Here is a 23502-nt window from a genome sequence, read left to right on the forward strand (position 1 = left end):
ACCGTAGGTGACTTCTATGGTGTCCCGCCGCAGGCAGGCGGGGCGGAGATGGAGCATGTGCCTTTGGAAGCCGTCGTACTGTTCGTGGTGGCCGGTCTCTTCGCCGTCGTGTCAGGGATCAATGACGGAGGCGCGCTCGTAGCGACAGGGCTCAAGCTGCCGACCGTGCGACCGGTGACCGGGGTCCTCGTCCTCGTCGTGGCCGTGGCCGTCGTGCCGCTGCTCACCCATCAGGTGGCGCTGACGTTCGTCAACCGGCTGGCCTCCTTCGACGAGCCGGGCGCGCGCATCGCGATGACCATCGCGGTCGTCGCGGCGCTCATCGTGGTGACCACGCTCAGCGCGAAGGGCCGCCCGACCAGCCTCACCCTGGCCGTCGTCGGCGGGCTCACCGGGGCCGGCCTCGGCTGGGGGCTGCCGGTCAACGGCGGCTCGGTCGCTCTGGTGCTGGTCTTCGGCGTCGCGGCGCCGATCGTCGGCGGGCTGCTGGCGTGGGTGCTGATCCGGGTGCTGGTCGCCGCCACCACGGCCCGCGGGCTGTGGCGCTGGCACTGGGCCGGGTTCCTGCTGCAGACGCTGGCGTACGCCTCCAACGACGCCCAGAAGATGCTGGCCGTGTTCATGGTCGCGGCCGGGTTCAGCGGGGCGCCGGTCACGTACACGGTGCTCGTCGCCGCGCTGTTCGGCATCGGCACGATGTACGGGCTGCCGAGGGGCGGCCGCACGCTGAGCAGGGAGATCATCGTCTCCCGGCCCGCGCACGGCGTGGCAGCCGAGCTGTCGGCTGGCACGGCGGTGATCGCGTCGGCGGCGGCCGGCATGCCGGTGAGCATGACCCAGGCCATCGCGGGCGCGCTCATCGGCGCGGGTGTGGCGCAGGGCGGCGGGCGGGTGCGCTGGTACGCCGCGGGCAAGATCGTGGCGGCCTGGCTGCTGACGCTGCCGGCCAGCGGGCTCCTCGGCTGGGGACTCGCTCTTCTGATGAAGGGATTCGCGGGCGTGAGGTGGACGTGACGGTCTTCTTAGTGGGGGGTGCCGTGAAACGACTGAGGCGGATCAAGGACCTCATGACCGGGCGCATGGACAGTGCGCTCACCGAGGCGTTGCTGGGCCAGCTCGAGGCCACGAAGGAAGGCGCGTGGCTGGCCATGGCGATGATCGGCGGTGAGGTCGGCAGGACGGGCGCGCACGAGCAGATGCGCTCGATCGAGCACCTCGGCGACGAGGAGCGGGCCCGCCTCATCGACGAGCTCAAGACCGCCCTCGTCACCCCCATCGACAGGGAGGACCTGTTCCGGCTCTCGCGCTCGATCGACGACGTGCTCGACTCGCTGCGCGACTTCGTCCGCGAGTCGCACCTCTACCGGGTGCCCGACCAGATCCGTTTCACTCCCCTGCTCGACCAGGTCATCGTGGGCATCGACGCGCTGGAGAACGCGGTGCGCGACCTCGCCTCCCGGCCGTCCGTGGTCGCCCAGGACGCGCTCGAGGCGAAGAAGGCGGGCGGGGCGATCAGGCGGATGTACCAGTACGAGATCTCCCGCATCTTCTCCGGCGAACTGACCGCCGAGGCCATGAAGCAGCGCGAGCTGGTGCGCCGGCTGGAGATCGTGGGCGTGGCCATCGGCGAGGCGGCGGACGCGATCGCCGACGGCGCCATGAAACGGTGACCAGGTAGGATGTTCGACTGACATGGAACAACACGTCCGGAGCAGGACCCGCGGCCTCACGCACACCGCGCCCGCCGAGGTCACGCTCCAGGCCGCCCTCGACGCGCTCGCCGACCCGATCCGCCGGCGCATCGTGCGTGAGCTGGCCGGGGTGCCCGACTGGGAGCGGGCCTGCGGCACGTTCAACCACCTGCCGGTCGCCAAGTCCACGCTCAGCCACCACTTCGCCGTGCTGCGCGGCGTCGGGCTGCTGGAGCAGCGCGACGAGGGGGCGCGGCGGCTCAACCGGCTGCGCCGGGCCGAGTTCGACGAGCGGTTCCCCGGGCTGCTGACGCTGGTCGTCGGCGAGGAGGGACCGTGAGCGAGGTCCAGGACACTCCCGCCGCGCGGGTCGTCTGCCTCGACCGTGACGGCCGGGTGCTGCTCATGCACTGGTACGACCGGGTCGCCGGCGCCGACCTCTGGGAGCCGCCCGGCGGCCGGCTCGAACCCGGCGAGACGCCGCTCGACGCCGCCAGGCGCGAGCTGACCGAGGAGACCGGGCTGCCCGGCGCGGCGGTGTCGGAGCGGATGGTCGAGGTCGAACGCGACTTCACCTGGCTCGGTGTCCGTTACGTCCGGCGCGAGCCGTTCTACCTGGCCCGCTTCGACGAGGCCCGCCCCGAGGTGGTGCCCGGCGCGCTGACCGACGAGGAGCAGGCCGGCCTGCTCGGTCACCTGTGGGCCGAGGAGCTGCCCGTAACCGTCGACCCGCCGCACCTCGCCGAGATCGTCGCACTGCTCACCCGCGATCCCGGTGGCCCTGAGGCCCAGCGGCTCTCCCGCGGCCCCGATGACCCTGAGGCCGAGCGGCTCTCCCGTGCCCCTCGACGGGCCTGAGGCCCAGCGGCTCCCGCGGCCCCCGGCGAGCTCAGGTCCGGGCGCGGTCAGCCGTGGCCCAGCTCGGCCATCGTCCGCGTCATGAGGCCGCGCAACAGCTCGCCCGCCACCTTCTCGTGGCGGTCCTCCACCGACAGGCCCGTGGTGACGCGCTCGCGGTAGACCTCGCGCTCGTGCGCGTCGGTGTAGGGCAGCGCGGTCATCGCGACGACGACGCTGGCCCTGCTGCCCCCGTGGGGCAGGACCGCCACCGCGTGCGTACGCAGGCACGTCTCGTCGGGCCCGCCGTACCAGCCGCACTTGACCGCGGCGCCGGGCCGGCCCACGGCCACGCGGGCCCCGAACGTCTGCGAGTCGGGCACCTCCGCCATCCAGCCGAGCACCGCCTCCGCCACCGGGTCGCCGGTCGCGGCGGCCTGGGCGAGCACCGCGTACGCGGCGGCCACCTCGCCCGCCGCGACCTCCACCGAGCCGAACCGCGACGGGTCGCCGTTGGGCGGCTCCCAGCGCACGCCGGTGCGCTCGCACAGGTCGTCGAGGATGACGCGGGGCCCGACCGACAGCCACAGGCCGAGCGTGTCGGTGTTGGAGGAGACGACGACCGCGGGCTCGGCGTGCCTGCGCCACCGCTCGGCGTCGGCGATGCGGCCGGCCGCCACCCAGGCGTACAGCGGCTTGAGCAGGGAGGCGCAGCGCAGCCTGGTCAGCCCTGAGCCGACCGCGACCGTGCGGGGCGGCGGCCCGCCGTAGCCGCGCCTGATGCCCGCGGCCTGCGCGCCGGCGCCGTGATCGAGGCCGTCGAGCAGCTCGTTGAAACTCACCCGCCAACCGTAGACCCACCGGCCGCCTGCTCCCGCCATGCCGCGCGCTCTCACTCCGGGACCTCATTCCAGGGCCTCGTTCCAGAGCCTCGTTCCAGAGCCTCGTTCCAGAGCCTCACTCCAGGGCCTCGTTCCAGAGCCTCACTCCAGGGCCTCACTCCAGGGCGGCGGCGAAGCGGGAGCGCAGCTCGGACAGGCGCTTGACGGGCTCGTTGCTGAAGACCAGACGGACGTACCGGGGCGCCACGTGCTCGCCCCACGCCGTCATGGGGGTGGCGGCGATCCTGCCGCGTTCGAGGAGGCGGGCCGACAGCTCGGGCGCGGACAGGCCCATGACCTCGGCGTCCACCAGGCAGGACCAGCCGCCGCCGGCCCGTACCAGCGGCAGGTCGGCGAGCTGCGCGGCCACCGTCTCGTGGCGCGCCTGGTACTCGGCCACCGCCTCGGCGACCCCGGACGGCTCCCTGAGCGCGGCGGCGGCGCCGAACTGGTGGAAACCGCTGGCCACGGTCGTGTTGTAGATGCCCGCGACCATGATCCTGGACATGATGCCGGCCGGGCCGGCCACCCAGCCGATCCGCCAGCCGATCATGCGGTACTCCTTCGACATCGAGCCGATGATGATCGTCCGCTCGCCCAGGCCGTCCACCCGGCACGGGTTGATCAGTGGGTGGCCGTCGAAGACGATGCGCTCCATGGCCGCGTCGTAGATCAGGTACGCGCCGGTGCGCTCGCACACCTCCGCCACCGCCGCCCAGTCGTCATGGTCGAGCACCACGCCGGACGGCATCGACGGGCTCATCAGCAGCAGCGCCGCCGCCGTCCGCACCTGCGACAGCGCCTCGCGGTCGAGCCGCCAGTGGCCGTCGTGGACGCGCAGCGGCACGAGATGGGGGCTCGCGCCGGACAGGCGGACGCGCTGGAGCAGGCCCGCGTACGTCGGGTCGGTCAGCACCACCGGGTCGCCGGGCTCGGTGGTGGCGAGCAGCACCGGCATGACCGCCGACGTGCCGCCCGAGGTGATCGTGATCTGGCGCAGCGGGTCGTAGCCGAGCCCGGTGCGCCGCCGCAGGTCGTCCGCGACGGCCTCGCGCAGCTCGGGCAGGCCGGTGAAGGGCAGCCAGCTGTTGCCCGTGCCCTCCTCCAGCGACCTCCGGGTGGCCTCGACGGCGGCGGGTGGCGGCGGGACGTCGGTGTCGAGGTTCTCCAGGCGCAGGACGTCGGGGTCGGCGCCGGCCTCGGCCGCCACCCGGTCGATGTCGAACGGCTGGACGTGCGTGAAACGGGAGTTGGGGCGCATGGCAGCACCTCCGTGAAGGAAGGGGTTCCGTATACGGAACGTCCGTCATCAGGGGGCTGCTGTCAAGGGGTCACAGGTCGTACAGGGCGAGTGCGGCGGCCAGCGCGGCGGGTATCAGGGCGGCCACGACGGTGATCGCGGCGATCCGCGCCCCACGCGCCGCCCTCGGCTCCGTCATCAGGGCCGCCAGCGCCCCCGCCGCCGCGAACGCCGCGCCGGTCGCCAGCACGTGCGCGAGCGTGGACGTCCACGACGGCACGGCCTCCCCCGCGATCCTGATCACCACGAACGTCCCCGCCGCGACCAGCGCCACCCGCCGCCCCGGCCGCACGTCCACCCGGTCCAGCGCGTACGCCGCGCCCGCCAGCCCGGCCAGGCTGATCACCACGAGCACGGCGATCGACGGCACCAGGCATCCCCGGTCCGCGCACCCGACGCCCGTCCAGGCCAGCCGCACACTGGCCCACCACCACACGCCGAGCACCCCGCACACCGTCGCGGCCCGCCCGATTCGCCCCGTCATGCCCCTCATGCTGCCACCTGGCCGGCGGAGGTCAGGGCTGGGCGGCCCGGTGATCGTCGGCCTCGGCCTCCGCGTGGCGGCCGAGCACGCGCAGGACGACGGCGCGGTTGGCGTACAGGTCGGGCTGGGGCTGCAGGGCGATGGCCCGGGTGAGGTCGGCGATCGCGCCCTCCAGGTCGCCGGTCGCGTAGCGCAGGATGCCCCGGTTGCCCCAGGCGGCGGCGAGGTCGGGGGCGCCCTCGACGGCGCGGTCGAGCGCGTCGGCGGCCTCGGCCAGGCGCCCGGCTGCCGTCTCCAGCTGGCCGAGCACGGTGAGCAGGTGCGGGTTGCCTGGCGCGAGCGCCAGCCCCGCCTCGACGTCGGCCCTGGCGGCCTCGTCCCGGTCGAGCGCGGCCAGCAGGCCCGCGCGGTTGATGTAGGCGTCGAGGTAGGAGGGGTCGAGCTCGATCACGTGCCCCAGGTCGGCCAGGGCGCCGTCGGTGTCGCCCCGCACCGTACGCAGCTCCGCCCGGTTGTAGTACCCCTCGGGCAGCGGCGGCCCGGCGTCGATGGCGCGCTCGAAGTCGGCCAGGGCCTCGTCGTGGCGGCCGAGCCGGAAGAGCAGGTTGCCGCGTTCCAGGTAGTAGTCGGGGAAGCCCGGGTCGAGGGTGATGGCGGCAGCGTAGTCCTCCAGCGCCTCCTTGACCTGCCCGCGCCCGGCCAGCAGCTGGGCCCTGTTGGCCAGCAGCACCATCCGATGCACGGGGTGCCGCGCGCCGAGCTCCCCGGCCAGCTCGATGGCGGACTCGACGAGGGCCAGCGCGGCGTCCGCCCGGCCTTCGCGCAGCTCGACGAGCGCCAGCCCGTTGCGGTCGAAGCCGAGCTTGAAGGCACGTTCTGCGGGGTCGGGCAGCAGGCGGGAGACGGCGATGGCGAGGTTGAGCCAGGCGCGGGCGCGGGTCAGGTCGCGCCGGGCGGGGTCGGGGTGGCGGGCGTCGAGCATGGCGGTGCCGTACGCGGCGGCGGCGTGCATGGCCGGGTCCTGGCTGACCAGGCGGACGCGGTCCCAGAGGGCGCGAGCCTGCGCGGTGCGCCCGAGGCCGCCGAGCGCGGTGGCGGTGCGCTGCGCGAAGCGCCACCACAGGTCGCCGCCCTGCTCCGTGGCCGCCATGCCGAGCTCGCCCAGCTCGGCCACGGCGTGCAGGAATCCCTCGCGCATGCACCGGTCCACGAGCTCCCACAGCTCGCCCGGGTCGCGGTGATCCAGCGGAGGTTCAGGGCCGCCGGAGTAGAGGGTGATCGCCAGGATGGCGGGCGGCACCCGCCGCATCAGCACGTCGATCAGCTCGGTGTCGGTGGGGTCGGCGGCGGCGGCGTTGCACACCACGACGGACGACCCCGGCGGCACGGCGTCGCGGACGAACTCGGCGATCCCGTTGGCCAGCCGCAGCGTACGGCGGGGCGCGGGCACGAGGATGCGCTCCTCGTCGGTGAGCCCGGCGTCGATCGTGCCCCTCGGTGCCTTGACCCGCGCCTTCACCAGGCCGGCCAGCTCGGGCGCCGCCGCCAGGATCTCGATGTCGTGTGCGGCCACCAGATCGGGGAAGTCCCGCAGGGCCGCCGGCACCAGGTGGCTCAGCAGGGCGGCGGCGAAGGCGTAGGGGCCGCGCGGCCGTCGATGCGCGTCGATCATCGGCATCTCCGGCCGCGCGGCCCCGGTGCGGACGGGTGGATCGCCCAGGACCTTGAGGTGGGACCTCTCCTCAGTCACCCCTTGTGAATGACGCTGGAGGTCCCTGCGAGCCTCGCGGTACCAGGCTTGCGGACGACGATGCGCTTCATAACGTGCCTCTCCACTCGGGGTCAATCACCCATTATTAGGGCACCCCACCGAATAGCAAGGTTTATTCCGAATAAGTGGGAGGCTAATGGATAAAATGCACTTGCCTTTCGAATGGTATGTCTAACCTATTCGGAGCGAAACCACCGCTGCAATCCTGTGGTATGAGCCTGCTGCTCGGAATCCTCCATGAGATCACACAGGCACCGCCCGAGCAGCGTGACCGACTGGCAGCACCCAGGCCCGTTCTTGGCCCGCACGATGCGGGTGGCCCGGTTGAGCAGCCGTTCGAGGCTCGGCTCCGCGCCGCCCTTGAGGGAATGGGTCTGCCAGGGGCAGGACGCGGCGTCCGTACAGGCGCTGGCGGCGACATAGGGCACGGGCCCGCTCTGGAACCGCAGCCGGTCCTCCCGCTTGACCCGCTGCTCGGCCAGCACGTGCGCGGCCCTGCGGGCGATCGTCAGCAGGTGGCGCCGGCCACCGTCGCCACCTCCCGTCACGGAGCGTGACGGTAGCGCGAACAACGTCGCCCCGCCCATCAGCACGCCGCCCACGATCATGCCCCAGCCCATCGGCTCGTCGAACCAGATCACCGCGATCGCCGCCACCCACACGGGCTGGGTCGACATGAGGATCTGGCTCGGCATCGCCGACAGGTACTTCTGCCCGTACGAGCGGGCCAGGAAGCCCAGCGCGCACGACACCACGGACAGGTGGGCGAGGATCGTCCAGTCGGGCAGGCCGGCCGGCAGGGTGATCCCGTCGCGTACGGCGAAGCAGCCGGTCAGCACCCCGATGGTGAGCAACTGCACGGTGGTCAGCCCGTACGCGGGAAAGCCCGACGGCCGCTTGGAGAGGTGGGCCAGGAAGAGCGTGTGGCCCGAGTACAGCGCGGCGGCGAGGAGCGTGACCCCCAGCGCCGGCAGCGACATGTCGTCGGTGTTCATGCCGCGGACGAACGCGAACACCCCCATGCCGGCCAGCGCGAGCACCACCCCCACCCAGATCCGCCGCGCCACCCGCTGGCGGTACAGCACCAGCGTCAGGATCGGCGTGATGATGACGCTGCACCCCACCGCGAACCCCGACACCGCCGACGGCAGGCTGTCCAGCGCCACCGCCTGAGCCGCCTGCCCGACCCCGAACAGCACCCCCAGCAGCACGCCGTGCGACCAGGAACCCCACGACATCCCCCGCAGCCCCCGTGGCCTGATGGCGAGCAGCGTGAGCCCCGCGAGGAGATAGCGCTCGGCGAGCAGATCCTCCACCGGTAAACGGAGAATGAGGTCTTTCATCAGCGGGAACGCCGACCCCCATGCGGCGCTGACGAACAACAGAAGCACGGCTCCCAGTAGGGGGCGGGAAGCGGGCACACCTGCCATGGAGAAAGCATGGCACTACTATTCGCGACGTCAGATGTACAGGGAGCAGCCGGTGAGGCTTGCTTACACCTCAGTGGTAAGAGCCTCACCCGCAGGTTCGTACAACCTTATCCGCGGGGGCCGATACGGCATGATCGGACATTTCCTGCTTGGGATACGGCCTGGAATGCCGAGGCCGTGAAATGTCCGGAAATACAGCCGGCGGGCATGTCACGCCGGTGTTCCCAGGTGGCTTCACCGGGAAAGTCAAAGGCAGCGGCCCCAGGAGGGGGTGGATGGGGCCGTAGGGGATGGTGCCGGCTAGCGATCTATTACGGCGCGCGGGACCAGCCGTTTCTCGCCGTAGATCACAGTGAGATCGCCGACCCTCTCGCGGGAGAGCTCACGCCATCCGCGGCGCTGATAGAGCGCCAGCGCGGCCTCCTGGTTGAGCGTGGTGTCACCGCGCACGCGCTGGAAGCCGAGCTCCACCGCGCGCCGCTCGATCGCGGCCAGCATGGCCGCCCCGAACCCGCGCCGCTGGAACTCCGGATGCACCCGCAGCCTGCAGACCTCGGCCGTGGCGGTGTCGACGGGTTTCAGCCCGCCCATCGCCACGATCCGTGAGCCCACCTCGCCCACCAGGAAGTCGCCGCCGCAGGCGAGATAGATCTCCTGGATCCGCGGGAAGTCGTCGTCGTAGTAGACGCCGTCACCCGGGACCAGGCCCACCTCGGCGAGGCAGATCCGGTGGAGCGCGAGCAGGGTGTCGAGATCCGACCAGCGATAGCGCCTGATCTCCAGCTTCATGCATCGCCCCCTTGCATCTGGTGCTGTTTGGGCCGTCGCAGCTGCGCCAGATACTCATCGAGGTTCGGGGCGTTCGCCGCCCTGAGCCGATCGCCGAGCAGGATCGCGGGACGCACGATGAGGTCGGTGAGGTAGTCGACGGGGACCAGGCTGAGCGCCTTGGTCGCGATGGCCACCGCCTCCCGCACGTCACCGTCGAGCAGCTTGCACTGAGCCTGGTCGAGCCGGATGAGCGTCTGGTCGAGGATGTGGTCCTCGTATTTGCCGAGCGCCTGGTCGAGCACGACCTCCGCCTCGAGCGTCTGGCCCAGCTTGGTGAGGACGTCGCCCTGGTGGAAGTAGAGCTGCTTCTCGGTGTAGCCGAAGGCGACGTCTTCGCGGTCTTCGGCCTTCATGTGAGAGAAGGCGTTCCTGGCCCGCGCGAGAGCGCGCTTGGCCTGGTCGACGATCTCCTTCTTGTTGTCGTTGCCGGCCAGCGCGGCCAGCGCTCTGGCCTCGACGACCGGGGCCATGGCCTGCGCGGGGCAGGGCGTGGAGCCGGCCATGTCGCGGCTCTTCTTGGCGAGGTTGAGCGCCTCGCGGGCGTCGCCGAAGTAGAGCGGCACGAGCGACTCGCGCGCGCAGATCCACGCGCGCAGCGCCCGGTCGCCGGTCTCGTCTGCGGCGGTGCGCCCGGTGCGGAAGAACGAGCGGGCCAGCCGGTGATCGCCCAGGTTGATGAGGATCATCCCGCTCAGGCCGGACAGCTGGGCGGCCATCCTGCACAGCCGCTCCTGCAGGTCGATCGGCTGGCGGCGGGACATCGCCGTGCGTACGGCGCTCAGCTCCAGCAGCACGTCGCACAGCAGCCGCAGCGGCGCCGTCGTCGTGTACTGGCGGCCGAAGCTGACCGTCGCCTCCTCCCACTGGTCGAGCATCGCGGCGGAGACCGTGGCCGAGACCAGCGTCTCGTCCATCCTGCGCCGGATGCCCTCGCACGCCCCCAGCACCGGACCGTCAACCTCCGCGCCCTTGGCGTCGGTGTTGAGGAGGTTTAAGAGGGTGCGCCGGAGGATGTTCTCGTCGTCCTCGGCGTCGGGCTCGGGCTCCATCGGCTTGATCACCAGCTCGCGATCCTGCTGCTGGCAGCGGTCCTTGGAGTCACCGCCGACGACGCCCGGCATGCGGTGGCCGTGGCCGCAGATGCAGGGCGCGTCATAGCCCAGGGCGATCGGTTCGACCCGGTAGACCGTGCACAGGTAATGCAGGTATTCGGGGCCGGGGCGTTTCAGCCCGCTCTCGTAGGCCGACAACAGGGTCTCTCCGATGCCGGGCATCGGCTTGGAGTCGCGCTCGAACAGGGCTCTCACCTGTTCGATGACGTCGGCCAGCGCGATCCCGTAGGCCAGTCGATGCGCCTTGATGCGGGTCGTGCTGAACTGCGCCGTGCACGCCTCGTGGATCTCATCAGCTATCTGAGCCGACGTGCGCCCGGCGGCGAGGCCCCTGGCCCTGATCCGCCGGGCGATCTCCGTCTCTCGGTGCTGTCTGCCGGACATCCCGGCCCCTCTCACGCAAGTCTCGACCGGTCCGCAACTGGTGACTCAGCGTAGTCCTCAAGTCGCTGTACGCCTACCCATGACTATGAAGCAATGACGCCGGGATGGGAAACGCCGATAGGGAGCCTACGGTTAAGGATCGTCCTCCCGAGGACTGTTTCTTACAACCCATGAGTGAGAAGCGACTCCCCGTGAGCAAACAGCCCCGTTGCGCGAACCCTTGACTTGGGCCATCTTTGGCGCACCGGCAACGATTCCCAAGGGAGGGACGAACGGTGGGGGACGACAACTTCGAGCACCTTGAGCGTCTGGTGACCGAACTCGGCGCTCGCGGGCTGCTCGCACGAGTGGTCCGGACCCAGAGCGGGCGCACCTTCGTCCGGGTGATCAACCCGGACGCCACGAGCCTTTCCGAGAACGTCACGTGCCGCCCGGCCGCCGTCTCGGAGGTCTCGGCCTGGTGGTACTGCTGGTCCTGGGGCGACCGGATGCACACGGCCGACGACCCGGCCGGTGCGGCGAACAAGGTCGCCCGCGTGCTCGCCGTCGCGGGTGAGTGAACGGCGTGGTGATCCGGGTGGAGCGCAGCCACCGCGGCTCACCGCGACCCGCGGCGGCTTCTGGGAGCCGGCGGGGTGACCGGTGCGGAGGGGCTCCGGCGTGCCCGGGCCCCTGGTCACCCCGCCGGTTCCGGCCGGCCGCACGTCACATGCCTCTTCATGGCCTCCCCGTGAGGCCCGTCCGTACGGCGCCGCCCGCCGTACGGGCTCTCAGACCCCCGCCCGCATCACCGGGCGGGTGTTCGGGGGATCCCCCCGGAACCGGCTCGGGACACGCTTCCGGGTGCGTGTCCCGTTCCGAGCCGTCCGTCATCGGAGCGCCGTCTCTCTCCCTCCGCGGCCCAGAGAGCCGGCGACCCCGTCTTCCCCGGCGTGATGTGACGGCGGGCGGTTCGGTCGGCGGTATCTTTTGGATCGAAACGGTCCAATAGGCGACCGAACCGCTTCCGGAGGGGGATCCACCATAGTGTTACTGCTGGTGACGCCGGCACCACCATCCGCGTCTCCGTCGCTTCTGCCGGACGTGGATCAGATGACCACGCAAATGTCCGCTGTCTGCCAAAGTGACACGGTCCTTTGCTCTACCCTGGTCAGGGTGTTCGGCAACGAGCCCTGGGCGCCCCTGGTGTCCAGCGCGATAACCATCGTCCTGATCCTCGTGCTCGCCTTCGTTCTGCGGAACGTCGCGCACCGGATCATCACGAGGGTGGTCAACCGAGCGGCCACGGGTGGGTCGATCACGAGCCGGTTCCGCAAGGGAGCGGCTCCCGACGGCATCGACGCGCTGCTGCACGAGCGGCGCAAGCAGCGGGCAGAGACCATGGGGTCGGTGCTCAAGCACGTCGCCTCGATCGTGGTGCTCGGCACCGCGGCGCTGACCGTGCTCGACCGGCTGACCATCCCGATCGCGCCCCTGCTGACCAGCGTCGGCATCCTCGGCGTCGCGGTCGGCTTCGGCGCGCAGGAGCTGGTGAAGGACTTCATCGCCGGCATGTTCATGCTGCTGGAGGACCAGTACGGCGTCGGCGACGTGATCGACACGGGCGCCGCCGTGGGCACCGTCGAGGCGGTCACGCTGCGCATCACCCGGCTGCGCGACGCCGACGGCCGCGTGTGGTACATCCGCAACGGCACGATCACCCGGGTAGGCAACGAGTCGCAGGGGTGGTCGCGGGCGTACATGGACGTCCCCGTGGCGTACGACGCCGACGTGGTGGGCGTGAAGGTGCTGCTCGAGCAGGTGGCCGAGGAGATGTGGGCCGACTCCGAGCTGCGCGAGAGCAAGATCGTCGAAGAGCCGCAGGTCTACGGCGTCGAGCAGCTGTCCGACAGCTCGCTGGTGTTCCGCATCACCACCAAGACGCTGCCGTCGGCGCAGTCCGAGGTGGCGCGCGAGATGCGGCTGCGGGTCAAGTCGGCGCTCGACACCGCGGGCATTCAGCTGGTGGGCAGCGCCTAAGCTAGGGATCGTGACAGAGACCTCCTTTTACGACGCCGTCGGGGGCGAGGAGACGTTCCGGCGCCTCGTACACCGCTTCTATGAGGGGGTCGCCGAAGACCCGCTGCTGCGGCCGCTCTATCCGGAGCCCGATCTCACGGGCGCGGAAGAGCGGCTGCGCGGTTTCCTGGTCCAATACTGGGGCGGTCCCAAGACCTACAGCGAGCAGCGCGGCCACCCCCGGCTGCGCATGCGGCACATGCCGTTCGTCATCGGCGAGCCCGAGCGCGACGCCTGGCTGCGCCACATGCGTGACGCGGTCGACTCGCTCGACCTGCCGGAGGAGCAGGACAAGCGGCTCTGGGACTATCTGGTCTACGCGGCCCACAGCCTGGTGAACTCCCCCACATAACGGGGCATGACACGCCACATGGATATCCCCTGGTGGCGTGACGCAGTCGTCTACGAGATCTATGTCCGCAGCTTCGCCGACGCCTCGGGAGACGGCGTCGGCGATCTCGCCGGCATCCGCGAGCGCCTGCCCTATCTGCGGCGGCTGGGCGTGGACGCCATCTGGCTGACCCCGTTCTACCCCTCCCCCATGGCCGACGGCGGCTACGACGTGGCCGACTACCGCGGCGTCGATCCGATGTTCGGCTCGCTCGACGACTTCGACGCGCTGGTGACGCAGGCGCACGAGCTGGGGCTGCGGGTGCTCGTGGACGTCGTGCCCAACCACAGCTCGTCGGCGCATCCCTGGTTCCAGGAGGCGCTGCGCGGGGTGGGCCGCGACCGCTACATCTTCCGCGACCACACCAACAACTGGAAGTCCACCTTCAGCGGGCCGGCCTGGACGCAGACGCCCGACGGGCAGTACTACCTGCATCTGTTCGCGCCCGAGCAGCCCGACTTCAACTGGCGCAACCGCGAGGTGCACGAGGAGTTCCTGGACGTGTTGCGCTTCTGGCTGGAGCGCGGCGTCGACGGGTTCCGCATCGACGTGGCGATGGGGCTGTACAAGGCGGAAGGGCTGCCCGACGTGGGCGACCAGTCGTTCACCTCGGTCTCGCCGGTGTGGGGGCAGCCGGAGGTGCACGGCGTCTACCGCGAGTGGCGGCGGCTGCTCGACTCCTACCCGGGGGAGCGGATGGCGGTGGGCGAGGTGTGGACCGACGACGCCGAGGACCTCGCCCGCTACGTACGCCCCGACGAGCTGCACCAGAGCTTCAACTTCGCCTGGCTGGAGGCGCCGTGGTCGGCCACCGCGTTCCGCAAGGTGATCGACGACACGCTGGCGGCGGTGCCGTACGCGACGTGGGTGCTGTCCAACCACGACGTCGTACGCCACCGCACCCGCTACGGCACGGACGACCCCGGCGCGGGCCTGGCGCGGGCCAGGGCGGCGCTGCTGACGATGCTGGCCCTGCCCGGCTCCGCCTACCTCTACCAGGGCGAGGAGCTGGGGCTGCCGGAGGTGACCGACCTGCCGGACGACGCCAGGCAGGACCCCATCTTCTTCCGGTCGAAGGGCGAGCTGCCGGGGCGCGACGGGTGCCGGGTGCCGATCCCGTGGACGGTCGATCCGCCGTCCCACGGGTTCTCGCCGGGCGGGGTGGAGCCGTGGCTGCCGCAGCCGGAGTCGTTCGCGGAGCTGAGCGTGGAGAAGCAGGAAGGGGTGGCGGACTCGACGCTGGAGTGCTACCGGCGGGCCCTGGCGTTGCGCCGCGCGCTGGCGGGAGAGATTCCTTACACCTTGGAGTGGCTCGACTCCCCCGAGGGAGTGCTTTTCTTCACCAGGGGTCCGCTGATCTGCGCACTCAACTGCGGCACGGGCCCCGTCCATCTGCCCGAGCACACCGAGGTGCTGCTGACGAGCGGCCCGCTCAAGCGCGGCCTGCTGCCGCAGGACACGGCGGTGTGGCTGCGCCGCGCGTCATGAGCGGTCGGCGCGCAGCGGGATGACCGGCAGCGAGACCAGCGCGCAGCCGAGGCCGGCGGCGAAGCCCGCCCAGTAGCCGGTGCCCTCGATGAGCAGGCCGGCGAGCGGGGTGGCGACGAGGGCGACGGTGTTCTGGACGGTGTTGTGGGTGCCGAGCACCCGGCCCGCCCAGCCGGGTCCGGCCAGTTCGCCGGCCGTGAGGTAGGCGAGGCCGTTGCCCGCCACGGTCATCACCGAGGCGAGCGCGAGCATGGCCACGCCGAACGCGGCTCCGGTGAGCGCGCCGGCGACGAGCAGGGCCAGCACGGCGAGGTTCCAGAGCGTGAGCAGCAGCAGGGGACGCATGCGCAGGCCGGTCCTGTCCGACCAGCGACCGGCCGCGACGCGGACCACGGCGCCGCCGATCGCGGCCACGCCGAACAGCCGCCCCGCCGCGACGCCGTCCCAGCCGTAGGAGGTGACCAGGCAGTCCACGCCGTACGTGGTGACCACGATCTGCGGCACCGCGTGCAGCGCGCTGGTGGCGTGCACCCGCCACAGCGCGGGCTGCCGGTACGGCGAGCCCGCCGCGGCCGCCCTGCTCCCGGGCGCCTCGTGCGGCGGCTCGGCCAGGAAGAGCGCGGCCAGCACGGCGGCCAGCAGGCTGAGCCCCGAGCAGAGCAGCAGCACGCCGGTCAGCCCGTGGGCGGCGGCCACGGGCGGCAGCACGAATGCGGCGGCCGCCATGCCGAGGGTGAAGGAGACCTGCCGCACGCCCATGGCGACGCCGCGCTCGGGCGGGCTGAACCAGCGCAGCACGATCCGGCCGCCGCCGACCATCGCGGCGGAGCCGCCCGCGCCGGCCAGGGCGAGCAGCGCGATCACGGCCCAGGTGGCCTCGGCGAACGCGGCGGCGGCCAGCGTCACGGCGGCCACGCCGACGCCGAGTCCTAAGATGAGCCGTTCGCCGTGCCGGTCGGCGAGCGCGCCCCAGGCGACGAGGGCACAGAGAATGCCGATCGCCGGGGCGTTCCCTATCAGGCCACCCACCGGCAGCGAAACGCCGAAATGTCGCAAGATTTCGGGCATGACCAGGGGCAGTCCGAACAGCCCCAGGGTGACGCTGGCGTGCGCGTTGACGCCCAGCGCCAGCATCCACCACCGCTTCATGCTCAGGGACGCGTCATTCGGCGTACCGCTTGAGGTAGGCCAGCTCGCTCTCGGTCAGGCGGCGGGGCGCGGCCCGCTCGACGTCGTACGCCGCGAGCACCGACGTGGCGGTCACGTAGAGGTCCTCGTCGTCGCGGATCTCGTAACGCAGCGTGAACCGTACCGCCCGGATCTCCGTCACCCAGGTCTCGACGCGTACGGGCGCCGCGCGGAAGCCGAGCGGGCGCCGGTAGTCGATCTCGTGACGCGTCACGACCAGCCCCTTGAAGGGCTCCACACCCTCGTTGTACGGGTCGATGCTCAACATGCCGAACCGCGCGTCCTCGAGGTAGTCGAGGAAGCGCACGTTGTTCACATGACCTTGGGAGTCGATGTCACCGAATCTCACCACGCGGGGATAGATGTGCCGTCGGGCCGGGGAAGGTTCGTCCACGTCCGCCACCGTACCGGGCCACGTCAGGTGGCCTTGCGCCGGGCCAGGCAGGTCAGCACGGTCAGCACCGACACCGCGGCCATCGTGCCGAGCGCCCACCGGTAGCCGGTGACGAGCTGCCCGACGGCCTCGCCGGAGAGCAGGCCGAGCGTGCCGGCGAAGACCTGCTGGTGCAGCGCGGCGGGCAGCGGCGCGACGAGGATCGACAGCACCATGCCGGTGCCGACGACGTTGCCGGTGTTCTGCAGCATGAGCCGCATGGCGTTGACGATGCCGAGCCGGTTCGACGGCAGGCCGTCGAGGATGGCGGTGTTGTTGGACGGCAGGAAGATCCCGGAGCCGAGGCCGATGAGCACGAGCCCGGTGGCGACGGCCGGATACGGCATCGTCGTGGACATCACCGCCATCATGACCGCGAGGCCGCAGGAGGTCGTCGCGGCCCCGGCCACGGCGAGGGTGCGGGCGCTGAAGCGGCGCTGCAGGAAGCCGGAGACGACCGAGGCGCACAGGGCGGCCACGGCCAGCGGCAGCACCTTGAGCCCTGCCTGTACGGGATCGTCCCCGCGGACGGCCTGGAAGTAGAGCGCGACGAGGAAGACCATGCCCATGCGCGCGACGGCGTTGAGGAACGAGGCGAGCGTCCCGAAGGCGAAGGACGGCTCGCGGAAGAGGCTCATGTCCACCACGGGGTGGGCGGCCCTGCGTTCCCTGAGCACGAACAGCGGCAGCCCCACGACGAAGGCCACCGCGCCGCCGAGCACCAGCGGATGCTGCCAGCCGAGCCTGGTGAACTCCGACAGCGCCAGCAGCAGCCCGCCCAGCGTCAGCAGCACGAGCAGGCTGCCCGGCCCGTCGAGCCCGCCGTCGCGCCGGGCGGGCGGCGTCCTGCGCAGCGTGATCGACCCCCACAGCAGGCAGAGCAGCCCGATCGGCACGTTGAACCAGAACACCCACCGCCAGCCCAGGCTCTCGGCCAGCACGCCGCCCAGCGTGGGGCCGATCAGCCCGGCGATGGAGAACGAGGCGACGTACACGCCCATGCCCTCGCCCAGCCGCTCGCGCGGGAAGGCGTCGCTGACCAGGGCCGCGCTGTTGGTGAGCAGCATGGCGGCGCCCGCCGCCTGCACGGCCCGCATGGCGACGATCAGCCAGGCGTTGGGGGCGAGCCCGGCGAGCAGCGCGGCGCCCGTGTACGTGGCCAGCCCCAGCAGGTACATCCTGCGCCTGCCGAACAAATCGGCCAGCCTGCCGAATACCACCATGAGGACGGTCGTGGTCAACTGGTAGCCGAGGAGGATCCAGCTCGCCGCGGTGGCGTCGGCGCCGGTGTTGCGCGCGATCTCGGGGAGCGCGACGTTGATCGCGCTGCCGCCGAGCCCGGTCAGGACGCTGGCCAGGCTCACGACCGACAGAGTTCGCCAGGCGTAGCCGAGGGTCGGGATGGTCGCCGCCAAAGGCCCTTATCCTTTCTAGATTTCAATACTAGAATCTTATTCGCATCGTTCGCCGGTCAAGGATTCGAGGTGTCGGATGAGCGGGATAGTCGAGGGCCGCGTGGTGATCGTCACGGGCGCGGCCAGGGGCATCGGACGGGGACACGCCCTGGAGTTCGCCAGGCAGGGCGCGAAGGTGGTGGTCAACGACCTCGGAGCGGAGGTGGACGGCACCGGCTCGTCGGGAGCGGCGGCCGAGGTGGTGGCGGAGATCGAGGCCATGGGCGGCCAGGCGATCGTCAACGGCGAGGACGTCTCCGACTTCGACGGCGCCGAGCGGCTGGTCCGCGCCGCCATCGACCACTTCGGCACGCTCGACGTGCTGGTCAACAACGCGGGCATCCTGCGCGACCGGATGCTGGTCAACATGACCGCCGAGGAGTGGGACGCGGTCATCAGGGTGCACCTGCGCGGCACGTTCGCACCCCTGCGCCACGCCGCCGCCTACTGGCGCTCGAAGGCCAAGGCGGGCGAGCAGGTCGACGCCCGCATCATCAACACGACCTCGTCCTCCGGCATCTACGGCAACCCCGGTCAGGGTAACTACGGCGCCGCGAAGGCCGGCATAGCGGGTCTGACCGTCATCGCCGCCAGGGAGCTGGAGCGCTACGGCGTGACGGTCAACGCGGTCGCGCCCGCCGCGCTCACCCGCATGACCGAGAACCTGCTGCCGAAGGGCGCCACCGGCGCCGACCCCGACGACATCGCGCCGCTGGTCGTGTGGCTGTCCAGCGCGGAGGCCAGGAGCATCACCGGGCGAGTGTTCAACGTGCGCGGCGGGGTGATCAGCGTGGCCGAGGGCTGGCACGCGGGGCCCGGCGTGGACAAGGGCGGTCGCTGGGACCCGACCGAGCTGGGCTCGGTCATCCCCGCGCTGGTCGAGAAGGCCGCGCCCAACGCGCTGACCAACGGCCGCATCCCCGGGCGGGAGGACTGACATGCCACTCGACCACAGCGTGATCGGTGTCGAGAGCGCGCCCCACGAGCGCACCTGGACGGCCAAGGACACCATGCTGTACGCGCTCGGCGTCGGCGCCGGCACCGCCGAGCTGGAGTTCACCACGGAGAAGGGGCAGCGGGTGCTGCCGACGTTCGCGGTGCTGGCCGCGCAGGCGCCGGGGCGGCGGCTCGGCGGCTTCGACCCGGCCATGCTGGTCCACGCCGAGCAGGGCTTCGAGCTGCACCGGGAGCTGCCCGCGGCGGGTGGCGTGCGGACCACCTCGAAGGTGACCGGCATTTACGACAAGGGCTCGGGCGCGCTGGTCACCTCCGAGGCCAGGGCCGTCGATCTCGACACCGGCGACCTGGTCATCTCCTCCTACAGCTCGGTGTTCATCAGGGGCGAGGGCGGGTTCGGGGGCCAGCGGGGGCCGCGCGACTCCTGGGCGGCGCCGGACCGGGCGCCCGACCACAAGGTGACGTACTCGACGTATCCGGAGCAGGCGCTCATCTACCGGCTGTCGGGCGACTACAACCCGCTGCACAGCGACCCGGAGTTCGCCGCCAGGGCCGGGTTCGACCGGCCGATCCTGCACGGGCTGTGCACGTACGGGCTTACCGGCAGGGCGCTGCTGCACGCGGTGGCGGGCTCCGACCCGGCGCGCTTCAAGGCGATGTCGGGGCGCTTCTCCAGCCCGGTCTTCCCCGGCGAGTCGCTGACCGTCTCGATCTGGGCGGACGGCACGAATGTGCTGTTCAGGACCGCCAAGGACGACGGGACGGTGGTGATCGACCGGGGCCGCGCGACGATCGGCTAGCCCTCGCGCAGCTCCCTGAGGGGGTCGAGGCGGTGGATGAGCGTCACCGCCGCCTCGATCACCTCCTGCGCCTCCTCCTCGTTGTCGGAGGTGGCGACCTCGCGGGCGGCCTCGCCGATGATGCTGGTCAGCACGGCCACCGTGAACCGGTCGAGCGGGTCGCCGCCGGCGCCGAGCAGCACCGCGTTCTGGCGTACCCACTCGCGCCCGCGGGTGCGGCGGATCAGCTCGAAACCAGGAGGGCCGTCGCCGTCGATGAAGAGCCTGACCAGGTCGCGGCGCTCCCACGCGCCCGCGAGGTAGGCCCGCGCGCCCGCGATCAGCAGCTCGACCGGGTCGGTGACCCCCTCTTTCTTGGCCTTGGCCACGCTGGCGGCCGACGCCTGCTCGTGGGCGGCCTGGTGGTCCTCGTAGAGGGCGAGGAAGAGCTCCGTCTTGCCACCGAAGTGGTGGTAGAGGCTGCCCACGCTGGACCCGGCGCGGGCGACGACGTCGGAGACGTTGGAGTCGGCGAAGCCGTGCTCGCTGAAGACCTCACGGGCGGCCTGCAGCATGCTCTTGCGGGTCTGGGCCGTACGGCTCCACTCCCACGAGGACTTGCGTGCCATGCGCCTATCGTAGCGCGGCGAATTCTAGAATCCGATTCTTGACACTGGACGACATAGGCTAGAACCTCTTCCTAGAGAACGATTCTAGAAATGCCCTGGGAGGCGGCTGTGGACTTCTCGCTCACCCCCGAGGAACGGCAGATCCGTGACACCGTCCGGTCCTTCATCGAGAAGGAGGTCATGCCGCTGGAGCCGGAGGTCCTGCGCAACGAGCGCGAGGGCCGCCCCGGCCTGGACGCCGACGTGCTGCGCGACCTGCGCGCCAAGGCCAGGAAGTCGGGCTTCTGGGGCATCAACACGCCCGAGGAGTACGGCGGCGCCGCCCTCGGCCCCATCATGTCCGCGATCATCGCCATGGAGATCGGCAGGACGTTCGTGCCGTTCTCGTTCGGCGGCAGCGCCGACAACATCCTGTACGCCGGCACCGACGAGCAGAAGCAGCGCTACCTCATCCCCACCATCGAGGGCGAGCGCCGCTCCTGCTTCGCCATCACCGAGCCGGGCGCCGGCTCCGACGCCCGCAACATCCGCACCCGCGCCACCCGCGACGGCGCCGAGTGGGTGATCAACGGCGAGAAGACGTTCATCACCGGCGGCAACGAGGCCGACTTCGTCATGGTCTTCGCCCTGGCCGAGGAGCACGGCGTCACCTGCTTCCTGGTGGACAGGGACATGGGCTGGACGTCCGAGCCGATCCCGACCATGGGCCAGTGGGGCCCCGCCTCGCTGGTGTTCCAGGACGTCCGGGTGCCGGAGGAGAACATCCTCGGCGAGCTGGGCAAGGGCTTCGAGCTGGCCATGCAGTGGATCGGCCAGGGCCGCTACATGATCCCCGCCCGCGCCATCGGCTCGTCCGAGCGCATGCTGCAGATGGCCATCGACTACGCCAAGATCCGCAAGTCGATGGGCCAGACCATCTCGAACTACCAGGCCATCCAGTGGATGATCGCCGACTCCCAGGTGGAGATCGAGGCCGCCAAGTGGCTCACGCTGTACGCCGCCTGGCAGGTGGGCCAGGGCATGGACGCCCGGCACGCCTCCTCCATCGCCAAGCTCAACGGCGCCGTCATGGCGAACCAGGTCGTGGACCGGGTGCTGCAGATCCACGGGGGCATGGGATACACCAAGGAGCTGCCGATCGAGCGGTGGTATCGCGAGCTGCGCCTGCTGCGCATCTTCGAGGGCACCGACGAGATCCAGCGGCGCACGATCGCCCGCAACCTGATCAAGGGGCACGCTCGGCTCGGCCTCATCGGAGAGTGAGGGGTATGTCCGTCCGCGAACTGTTCAACCCGCGCTCGATCGCCCTGGTCGGCGCGACGGACAAGTCCGGCTGGTCCATCAGCACGCTCGGCAACCTGCGCGCGCACGGGTTTCCCGGGCCCGTGCACCTGGTCAACCCCCGGGGCGGCGTCGTGCACGGCATGCCGGCGCACAAGAGCCTCACCGACATCGCCGAACCCGTGGATCTCGCGTACGTCATGGTCCCCACCACCGCCGTGCTGGGCGTGCTGCGCGAGGGCGCCAAGCTGGGCATCGGCTGCTACGTGATCCTCACGGCCGGGTTCGGCGAGTCGGGCGAGGAGGGGGCGCGGCTGGAGGCCGAGATCGCCGGGTTCGCCGTGGAGCACGGGCTGACCATCCTCGGGCCCAACGGCAACGGCTACATCAACGCCGCCGCGGGCGTGACCCCGTACGGGCTGCCGATCCCGCCGCCGCTGCTGCGCGGCGAGGTCGGCGTGGTGCTGCAGAGCGGCGCGCTGGCCAGCTCGGTGCTCTCCTTCGCGCAGGCCCGCAACGTCGGCATCAGCCTGCTCACCTCCATGGGCAACGAGGCCGTCGTGAGCGTCACCGACGTCATCGACTACCTCGTGGACGACCCGGCCACCAAGGTCATCGCGCTGTTCCTGGAGACGATCAGGAACCCGGCCGAGTTCTCCCGGGTGGCGCGGCGGGCGCTGGAGGCGGGCAAGCCGATCGTGGCGCTCAAGATCGGCCGCAGCACGCTCGCCTCGCACACCGCCCAGGCCCACACCGGCGCGCTGGTGGGCGACGACGACGTGATCGACGCGGCGCTGCGCCGGCTCGGCGTGATCCGGGTGCGCTCGCTGGAGGATCTCATCATCACCTCCGGGCTGCTGGCCTCCAGCGGGCCGCTGCCGGGGCCGCGCGTGGGCGTCGTGACGCCGTCGGGCGGCGCGTCGGAGATCATCGCCGACCGGGCCGAGGACGAGGGCCTGGAGCTGCCGGCGTTCGCGCCGGAGACGGTCGAGCGGCTCAAGGAGATCGTGCCGGCCTTCGGCACCGTGCAGAACCCGCTCGACGTCACCGGGTACGTGCTCATCGACCGCACCCTGCTCGGCCGCGCGCTCGACGTGGTCACCGCCGACCCGAACATCGACCTCGTCATGCTGCTGTCCGAGCCGCCCAAGCTCGCGCCGCCCGACCCGGCGCCCGTCCTGGCCCAGTACACGGCCAGCGCCGAGCGCATCGCGGCCTCTCGGGTGCCGGTCGTGGTGGTGAGCAACGTGCTGACCGACGTGACCGCGTTCGGGCGTCAGGTGCAGCAGGAGACCGGGTTCCCGTACGTGGCGGGCGGGATCGAGCACGGCATGCACGCCATCGGGGCCGCCGTACGGTGGTCGCGGACGCGGGCCAGGGTGCTGTCCCGGCCCGAGCCCAGCCCTCGCGCCGAGGGGGCGCTGCGCCCGCCAGGCGCGCACGGGGTGTGGGCCGAGCACCGCGCCGCCGCGCTGCTTGTCTCCTCCGGGCTGCCGGTCGTGCCGTCGGACCTGGCGCGCTCGGAGGAGGAGGCGGTCGCCGCCGCCGGCCGGTTCGGCTATCCCGTGGTGCTCAAGGCCGCCGCCGAAGGGCTGGGGCACAAGAGCGACGTCGGCGGGGTCCGGCTGGGCCTCTCCGCCGAGGAGGAGGTGCGGCGGGCGTACCGGGAGGTGGTGGCCGCGGTGCCGTCGCTCGACGGCGTGCTCGTCCAGCCGCAGCGCGGCGGCGGGATCGAGCTGCTGGTCGGCGTCGTCCGCGACCCCGCCTGGGGGCTCACGCTGGCCGTGGGGCTCGGCGGGGTCTGGGTGGAGGTGCTGCGCGACACCGCGCTGCGGGTGCTGCCGGTGGACGCGGGCGAGGTGCGTACGGCGCTGGCGGAGCTGCGTGGCGCGGCACTGCTCGACGGCGTGCGCGGCGGCCCCGCCGCGGACCTGGACGCGGTGGCGGACGTCGTGGCCCGCGTCGCTTCGTTCGCCGAGTCGCTGGGCGACGGGCTGGAGTCCCTGGAGATCAACCCGCTGCTCGTCACCGGCTCCCGCGTCGAAGCGCTCGACGCCCTGATCACCTGGCGCTGACCTCGCGGTCCAGGCGACCCAAGGCCGGTTCACCGGTCCGGGTCCCCT

23 protein-coding genes are annotated in these 23502 nt (G+C 71.5%); 12 read left to right on the top strand and 11 right to left on the bottom strand.

Annotated features, from left to right (window positions below; all coding sequences use genetic code 11):
• The first annotated feature begins 63 nt into the window (after positions 1–63).
• Genes ACFFR3_RS24025 through ACFFR3_RS24040 form a run of 4 tightly spaced genes read left to right on the top strand, consistent with a single transcriptional unit; the run spans position 64 to position 2549 of the window.
• The gene (locus ACFFR3_RS24025) at positions 64–1014 is read left to right on the top strand and encodes an inorganic phosphate transporter (protein ID WP_345388068.1); all 951 of its coding nucleotides are present in this window, start codon (positions 64–66) and stop codon (positions 1012–1014) included.
• Positions 1015–1037: 23 nt separating this feature from the next.
• Positions 1038–1670, top strand: a complete 633-nt coding sequence (locus ACFFR3_RS24030; protein WP_355420143.1) for a DUF47 domain-containing protein — start codon at positions 1038–1040, stop codon at positions 1668–1670.
• A gap of 22 nt (positions 1671–1692) precedes the next feature.
• Positions 1693–2031, top strand: coding sequence for an ArsR/SmtB family transcription factor (locus tag ACFFR3_RS24035; RefSeq protein WP_345388072.1), 339 nt, complete (start codon positions 1693–1695; stop codon positions 2029–2031).
• Complete coding sequence (locus ACFFR3_RS24040; RefSeq protein ID WP_345388075.1) at positions 2028–2549, top strand: NUDIX domain-containing protein; 522 nt, start codon at positions 2028–2030, stop codon at positions 2547–2549. Before ACFFR3_RS24035 ends, ACFFR3_RS24040 begins: the two co-directional genes overlap by 4 nt.
• 47 nt (positions 2550–2596) lie before the next feature.
• Here the strand turns inward: ACFFR3_RS24040 and ACFFR3_RS24045 are convergent, their stop codons facing one another.
• The 7 genes from ACFFR3_RS24045 to ACFFR3_RS24075 form a co-directional block, all read right to left on the bottom strand.
• The gene (locus tag ACFFR3_RS24045; protein ID WP_345388077.1) at positions 2597–3370 is read right to left on the bottom strand and encodes a hypothetical protein; all 774 of its coding nucleotides are present in this window, start codon (positions 3368–3370) and stop codon (positions 2597–2599) included.
• Between the two features lie 154 nt (positions 3371–3524).
• The gene (locus ACFFR3_RS24050) at positions 3525–4670 is read right to left on the bottom strand and encodes a pyridoxal phosphate-dependent aminotransferase (RefSeq protein ID WP_379483881.1); all 1146 of its coding nucleotides are present in this window, start codon (positions 4668–4670) and stop codon (positions 3525–3527) included.
• A 70-nt stretch (positions 4671–4740) separates the two neighbouring features.
• A complete protein-coding gene (locus tag ACFFR3_RS24055) occupies positions 4741–5193 on the bottom strand; it encodes a hypothetical protein (RefSeq protein WP_345388082.1) in 453 nt (150 codons plus the stop codon).
• A 31-nt stretch (positions 5194–5224) separates the two neighbouring features.
• Positions 5225–6943 (bottom strand): tetratricopeptide repeat protein, encoded by a 1719-nt coding sequence (locus ACFFR3_RS24060; RefSeq protein ID WP_345388084.1) that lies wholly within the window; start codon positions 6941–6943, stop codon positions 5225–5227.
• Positions 6944–7140: 197 nt separating this feature from the next.
• Positions 7141–8394, bottom strand: coding sequence for a DMT family transporter (locus tag ACFFR3_RS24065; RefSeq protein WP_379483882.1), 1254 nt, complete (start codon positions 8392–8394; stop codon positions 7141–7143).
• A gap of 300 nt (positions 8395–8694) precedes the next feature.
• Entirely contained in the window at positions 8695–9183 is a 489-nt protein-coding gene (locus tag ACFFR3_RS24070) for a GNAT family N-acetyltransferase (RefSeq protein ID WP_345388090.1), read from the bottom strand.
• Positions 9180–10721 (bottom strand): NsdA family TPR-like regulatory protein, encoded by a 1542-nt coding sequence (locus ACFFR3_RS24075; RefSeq protein ID WP_379483883.1) that lies wholly within the window; start codon positions 10719–10721, stop codon positions 9180–9182. The genes ACFFR3_RS24070 and ACFFR3_RS24075 overlap by 4 nt, the downstream gene beginning before the upstream one ends.
• 275 nt (positions 10722–10996) lie before the next feature.
• On the opposite strand from ACFFR3_RS24075, the gene ACFFR3_RS24080 reads away from it, so the two are divergent.
• From ACFFR3_RS24080 to ACFFR3_RS24095, 4 genes are all read left to right on the top strand, one after another.
• Positions 10997–11281: a hypothetical protein gene (locus ACFFR3_RS24080; protein WP_355420113.1), complete on the top strand. Its 285-nt coding sequence runs from the start codon at positions 10997–10999 to the stop codon at positions 11279–11281.
• A gap of 595 nt (positions 11282–11876) precedes the next feature.
• Positions 11877–12740: a mechanosensitive ion channel family protein gene (locus tag ACFFR3_RS24085; protein ID WP_345388096.1), complete on the top strand. Its 864-nt coding sequence runs from the start codon at positions 11877–11879 to the stop codon at positions 12738–12740.
• A 10-nt stretch (positions 12741–12750) separates the two neighbouring features.
• Complete coding sequence (locus tag ACFFR3_RS24090; RefSeq protein ID WP_364381334.1) at positions 12751–13131, top strand: globin; 381 nt, start codon at positions 12751–12753, stop codon at positions 13129–13131.
• Positions 13132–13149: 18 nt separating this feature from the next.
• Positions 13150–14658, top strand: coding sequence for a glycoside hydrolase family 13 protein (locus tag ACFFR3_RS24095; RefSeq protein ID WP_379483884.1), 1509 nt, complete (start codon positions 13150–13152; stop codon positions 14656–14658).
• On the opposite strand, the gene ACFFR3_RS24100 is transcribed toward ACFFR3_RS24095, so the two are convergent.
• From ACFFR3_RS24100 to ACFFR3_RS24110, 3 genes are read right to left on the bottom strand one after another with little or no spacing between them, the layout of a single operon-like run.
• The gene (locus ACFFR3_RS24100; RefSeq protein ID WP_345388098.1) at positions 14653–15807 is read right to left on the bottom strand and encodes an MFS transporter; all 1155 of its coding nucleotides are present in this window, start codon (positions 15805–15807) and stop codon (positions 14653–14655) included. The genes ACFFR3_RS24095 and ACFFR3_RS24100 overlap by 6 nt on opposite strands.
• Before the next feature lie 13 nt (positions 15808–15820).
• Positions 15821–16249 (bottom strand): acyl-CoA thioesterase, encoded by a 429-nt coding sequence (locus tag ACFFR3_RS24105; RefSeq protein WP_379483885.1) that lies wholly within the window; start codon positions 16247–16249, stop codon positions 15821–15823.
• A 14-nt stretch (positions 16250–16263) separates the two neighbouring features.
• Positions 16264–17694 (bottom strand): MFS transporter, encoded by a 1431-nt coding sequence (locus tag ACFFR3_RS24110; protein WP_364381324.1) that lies wholly within the window; start codon positions 17692–17694, stop codon positions 16264–16266.
• A gap of 76 nt (positions 17695–17770) precedes the next feature.
• Between ACFFR3_RS24110 and ACFFR3_RS24115 the strand changes: the two genes are divergently transcribed.
• Together ACFFR3_RS24115 and ACFFR3_RS24120 are read left to right on the top strand one after the other, a co-directional pair.
• The gene (locus ACFFR3_RS24115; protein ID WP_345388104.1) at positions 17771–18670 is read left to right on the top strand and encodes an SDR family oxidoreductase; all 900 of its coding nucleotides are present in this window, start codon (positions 17771–17773) and stop codon (positions 18668–18670) included.
• Between the two features lies 1 nt (position 18671).
• Positions 18672–19490: a MaoC family dehydratase gene (locus ACFFR3_RS24120; RefSeq protein WP_379483886.1), complete on the top strand. Its 819-nt coding sequence runs from the start codon at positions 18672–18674 to the stop codon at positions 19488–19490.
• On the opposite strand, the gene ACFFR3_RS24125 is transcribed toward ACFFR3_RS24120, so the two are convergent.
• A complete protein-coding gene (locus tag ACFFR3_RS24125) occupies positions 19487–20098 on the bottom strand; it encodes a TetR/AcrR family transcriptional regulator (protein ID WP_345388109.1) in 612 nt (203 codons plus the stop codon). The genes ACFFR3_RS24120 and ACFFR3_RS24125 overlap by 4 nt on opposite strands.
• A 90-nt stretch (positions 20099–20188) precedes the next feature.
• Here ACFFR3_RS24125 and ACFFR3_RS24130 point away from each other — a divergent pair, with 90 nt between their 5' ends.
• Positions 20189–21361, top strand: coding sequence for an acyl-CoA dehydrogenase family protein (locus tag ACFFR3_RS24130; protein WP_364381314.1), 1173 nt, complete (start codon positions 20189–20191; stop codon positions 21359–21361).
• 5 nt (positions 21362–21366) lie between these two features.
• Entirely contained in the window at positions 21367–23454 is a 2088-nt protein-coding gene (locus ACFFR3_RS24135) for an acetate--CoA ligase family protein (RefSeq protein WP_379483887.1), read from the top strand.
• Positions 23455–23502 lie beyond the last annotated feature (48 nt).

It is taken from the genome of Nonomuraea salmonea (genome assembly GCF_042428605.1).
Taxonomy (GTDB): Bacteria; Actinomycetota; Actinomycetes; order Streptosporangiales; family Streptosporangiaceae; genus Nonomuraea; species Nonomuraea salmonea.

Bases quoted from the DNA above. Each gene is read 5' to 3' on its own strand.
- ACFFR3_RS24120 (WP_379483886.1), top strand. From the start codon at position 18,672: ATGCCACTCGACCACAGCGTGATCGGTGTCGAGAGCGCGCCCCACGAG.
- ACFFR3_RS24065 (WP_379483882.1), bottom strand. From the start codon at position 8,394: ATGGCAGGTGTGCCCGCTTCCCGCCCCCTACTGGGAGCCGTGCTTCTG.
- ACFFR3_RS24055 (WP_345388082.1), bottom strand. From the start codon at position 5,193: ATGACGGGGCGAATCGGGCGGGCCGCGACGGTGTGCGGGGTGCTCGGC.
- ACFFR3_RS24130 (WP_364381314.1), top strand. From the start codon at position 20,189: ATGCCCTGGGAGGCGGCTGTGGACTTCTCGCTCACCCCCGAGGAACGG.
- ACFFR3_RS24075 (WP_379483883.1), bottom strand. From the start codon at position 10,721: ATGTCCGGCAGACAGCACCGAGAGACGGAGATCGCCCGGCGGATCAGG.
- ACFFR3_RS24125 (WP_345388109.1), bottom strand. From the start codon at position 20,098: ATGGCACGCAAGTCCTCGTGGGAGTGGAGCCGTACGGCCCAGACCCGC.
- ACFFR3_RS24115 (WP_345388104.1), top strand. From the start codon at position 17,771: ATGAGCGGGATAGTCGAGGGCCGCGTGGTGATCGTCACGGGCGCGGCC.
- ACFFR3_RS24100 (WP_345388098.1), bottom strand. From the start codon at position 15,807: ATGAAGCGGTGGTGGATGCTGGCGCTGGGCGTCAACGCGCACGCCAGC.
- ACFFR3_RS24070 (WP_345388090.1), bottom strand. From the start codon at position 9,183: ATGAAGCTGGAGATCAGGCGCTATCGCTGGTCGGATCTCGACACCCTG.
- ACFFR3_RS24135 (WP_379483887.1), top strand. From the start codon at position 21,367: ATGTCCGTCCGCGAACTGTTCAACCCGCGCTCGATCGCCCTGGTCGGC.
- ACFFR3_RS24095 (WP_379483884.1), top strand. From the start codon at position 13,150: ATGGATATCCCCTGGTGGCGTGACGCAGTCGTCTACGAGATCTATGTC.
- ACFFR3_RS24035 (WP_345388072.1), top strand. From the start codon at position 1,693: ATGGAACAACACGTCCGGAGCAGGACCCGCGGCCTCACGCACACCGCG.
- ACFFR3_RS24050 (WP_379483881.1), bottom strand. From the start codon at position 4,670: ATGCGCCCCAACTCCCGTTTCACGCACGTCCAGCCGTTCGACATCGAC.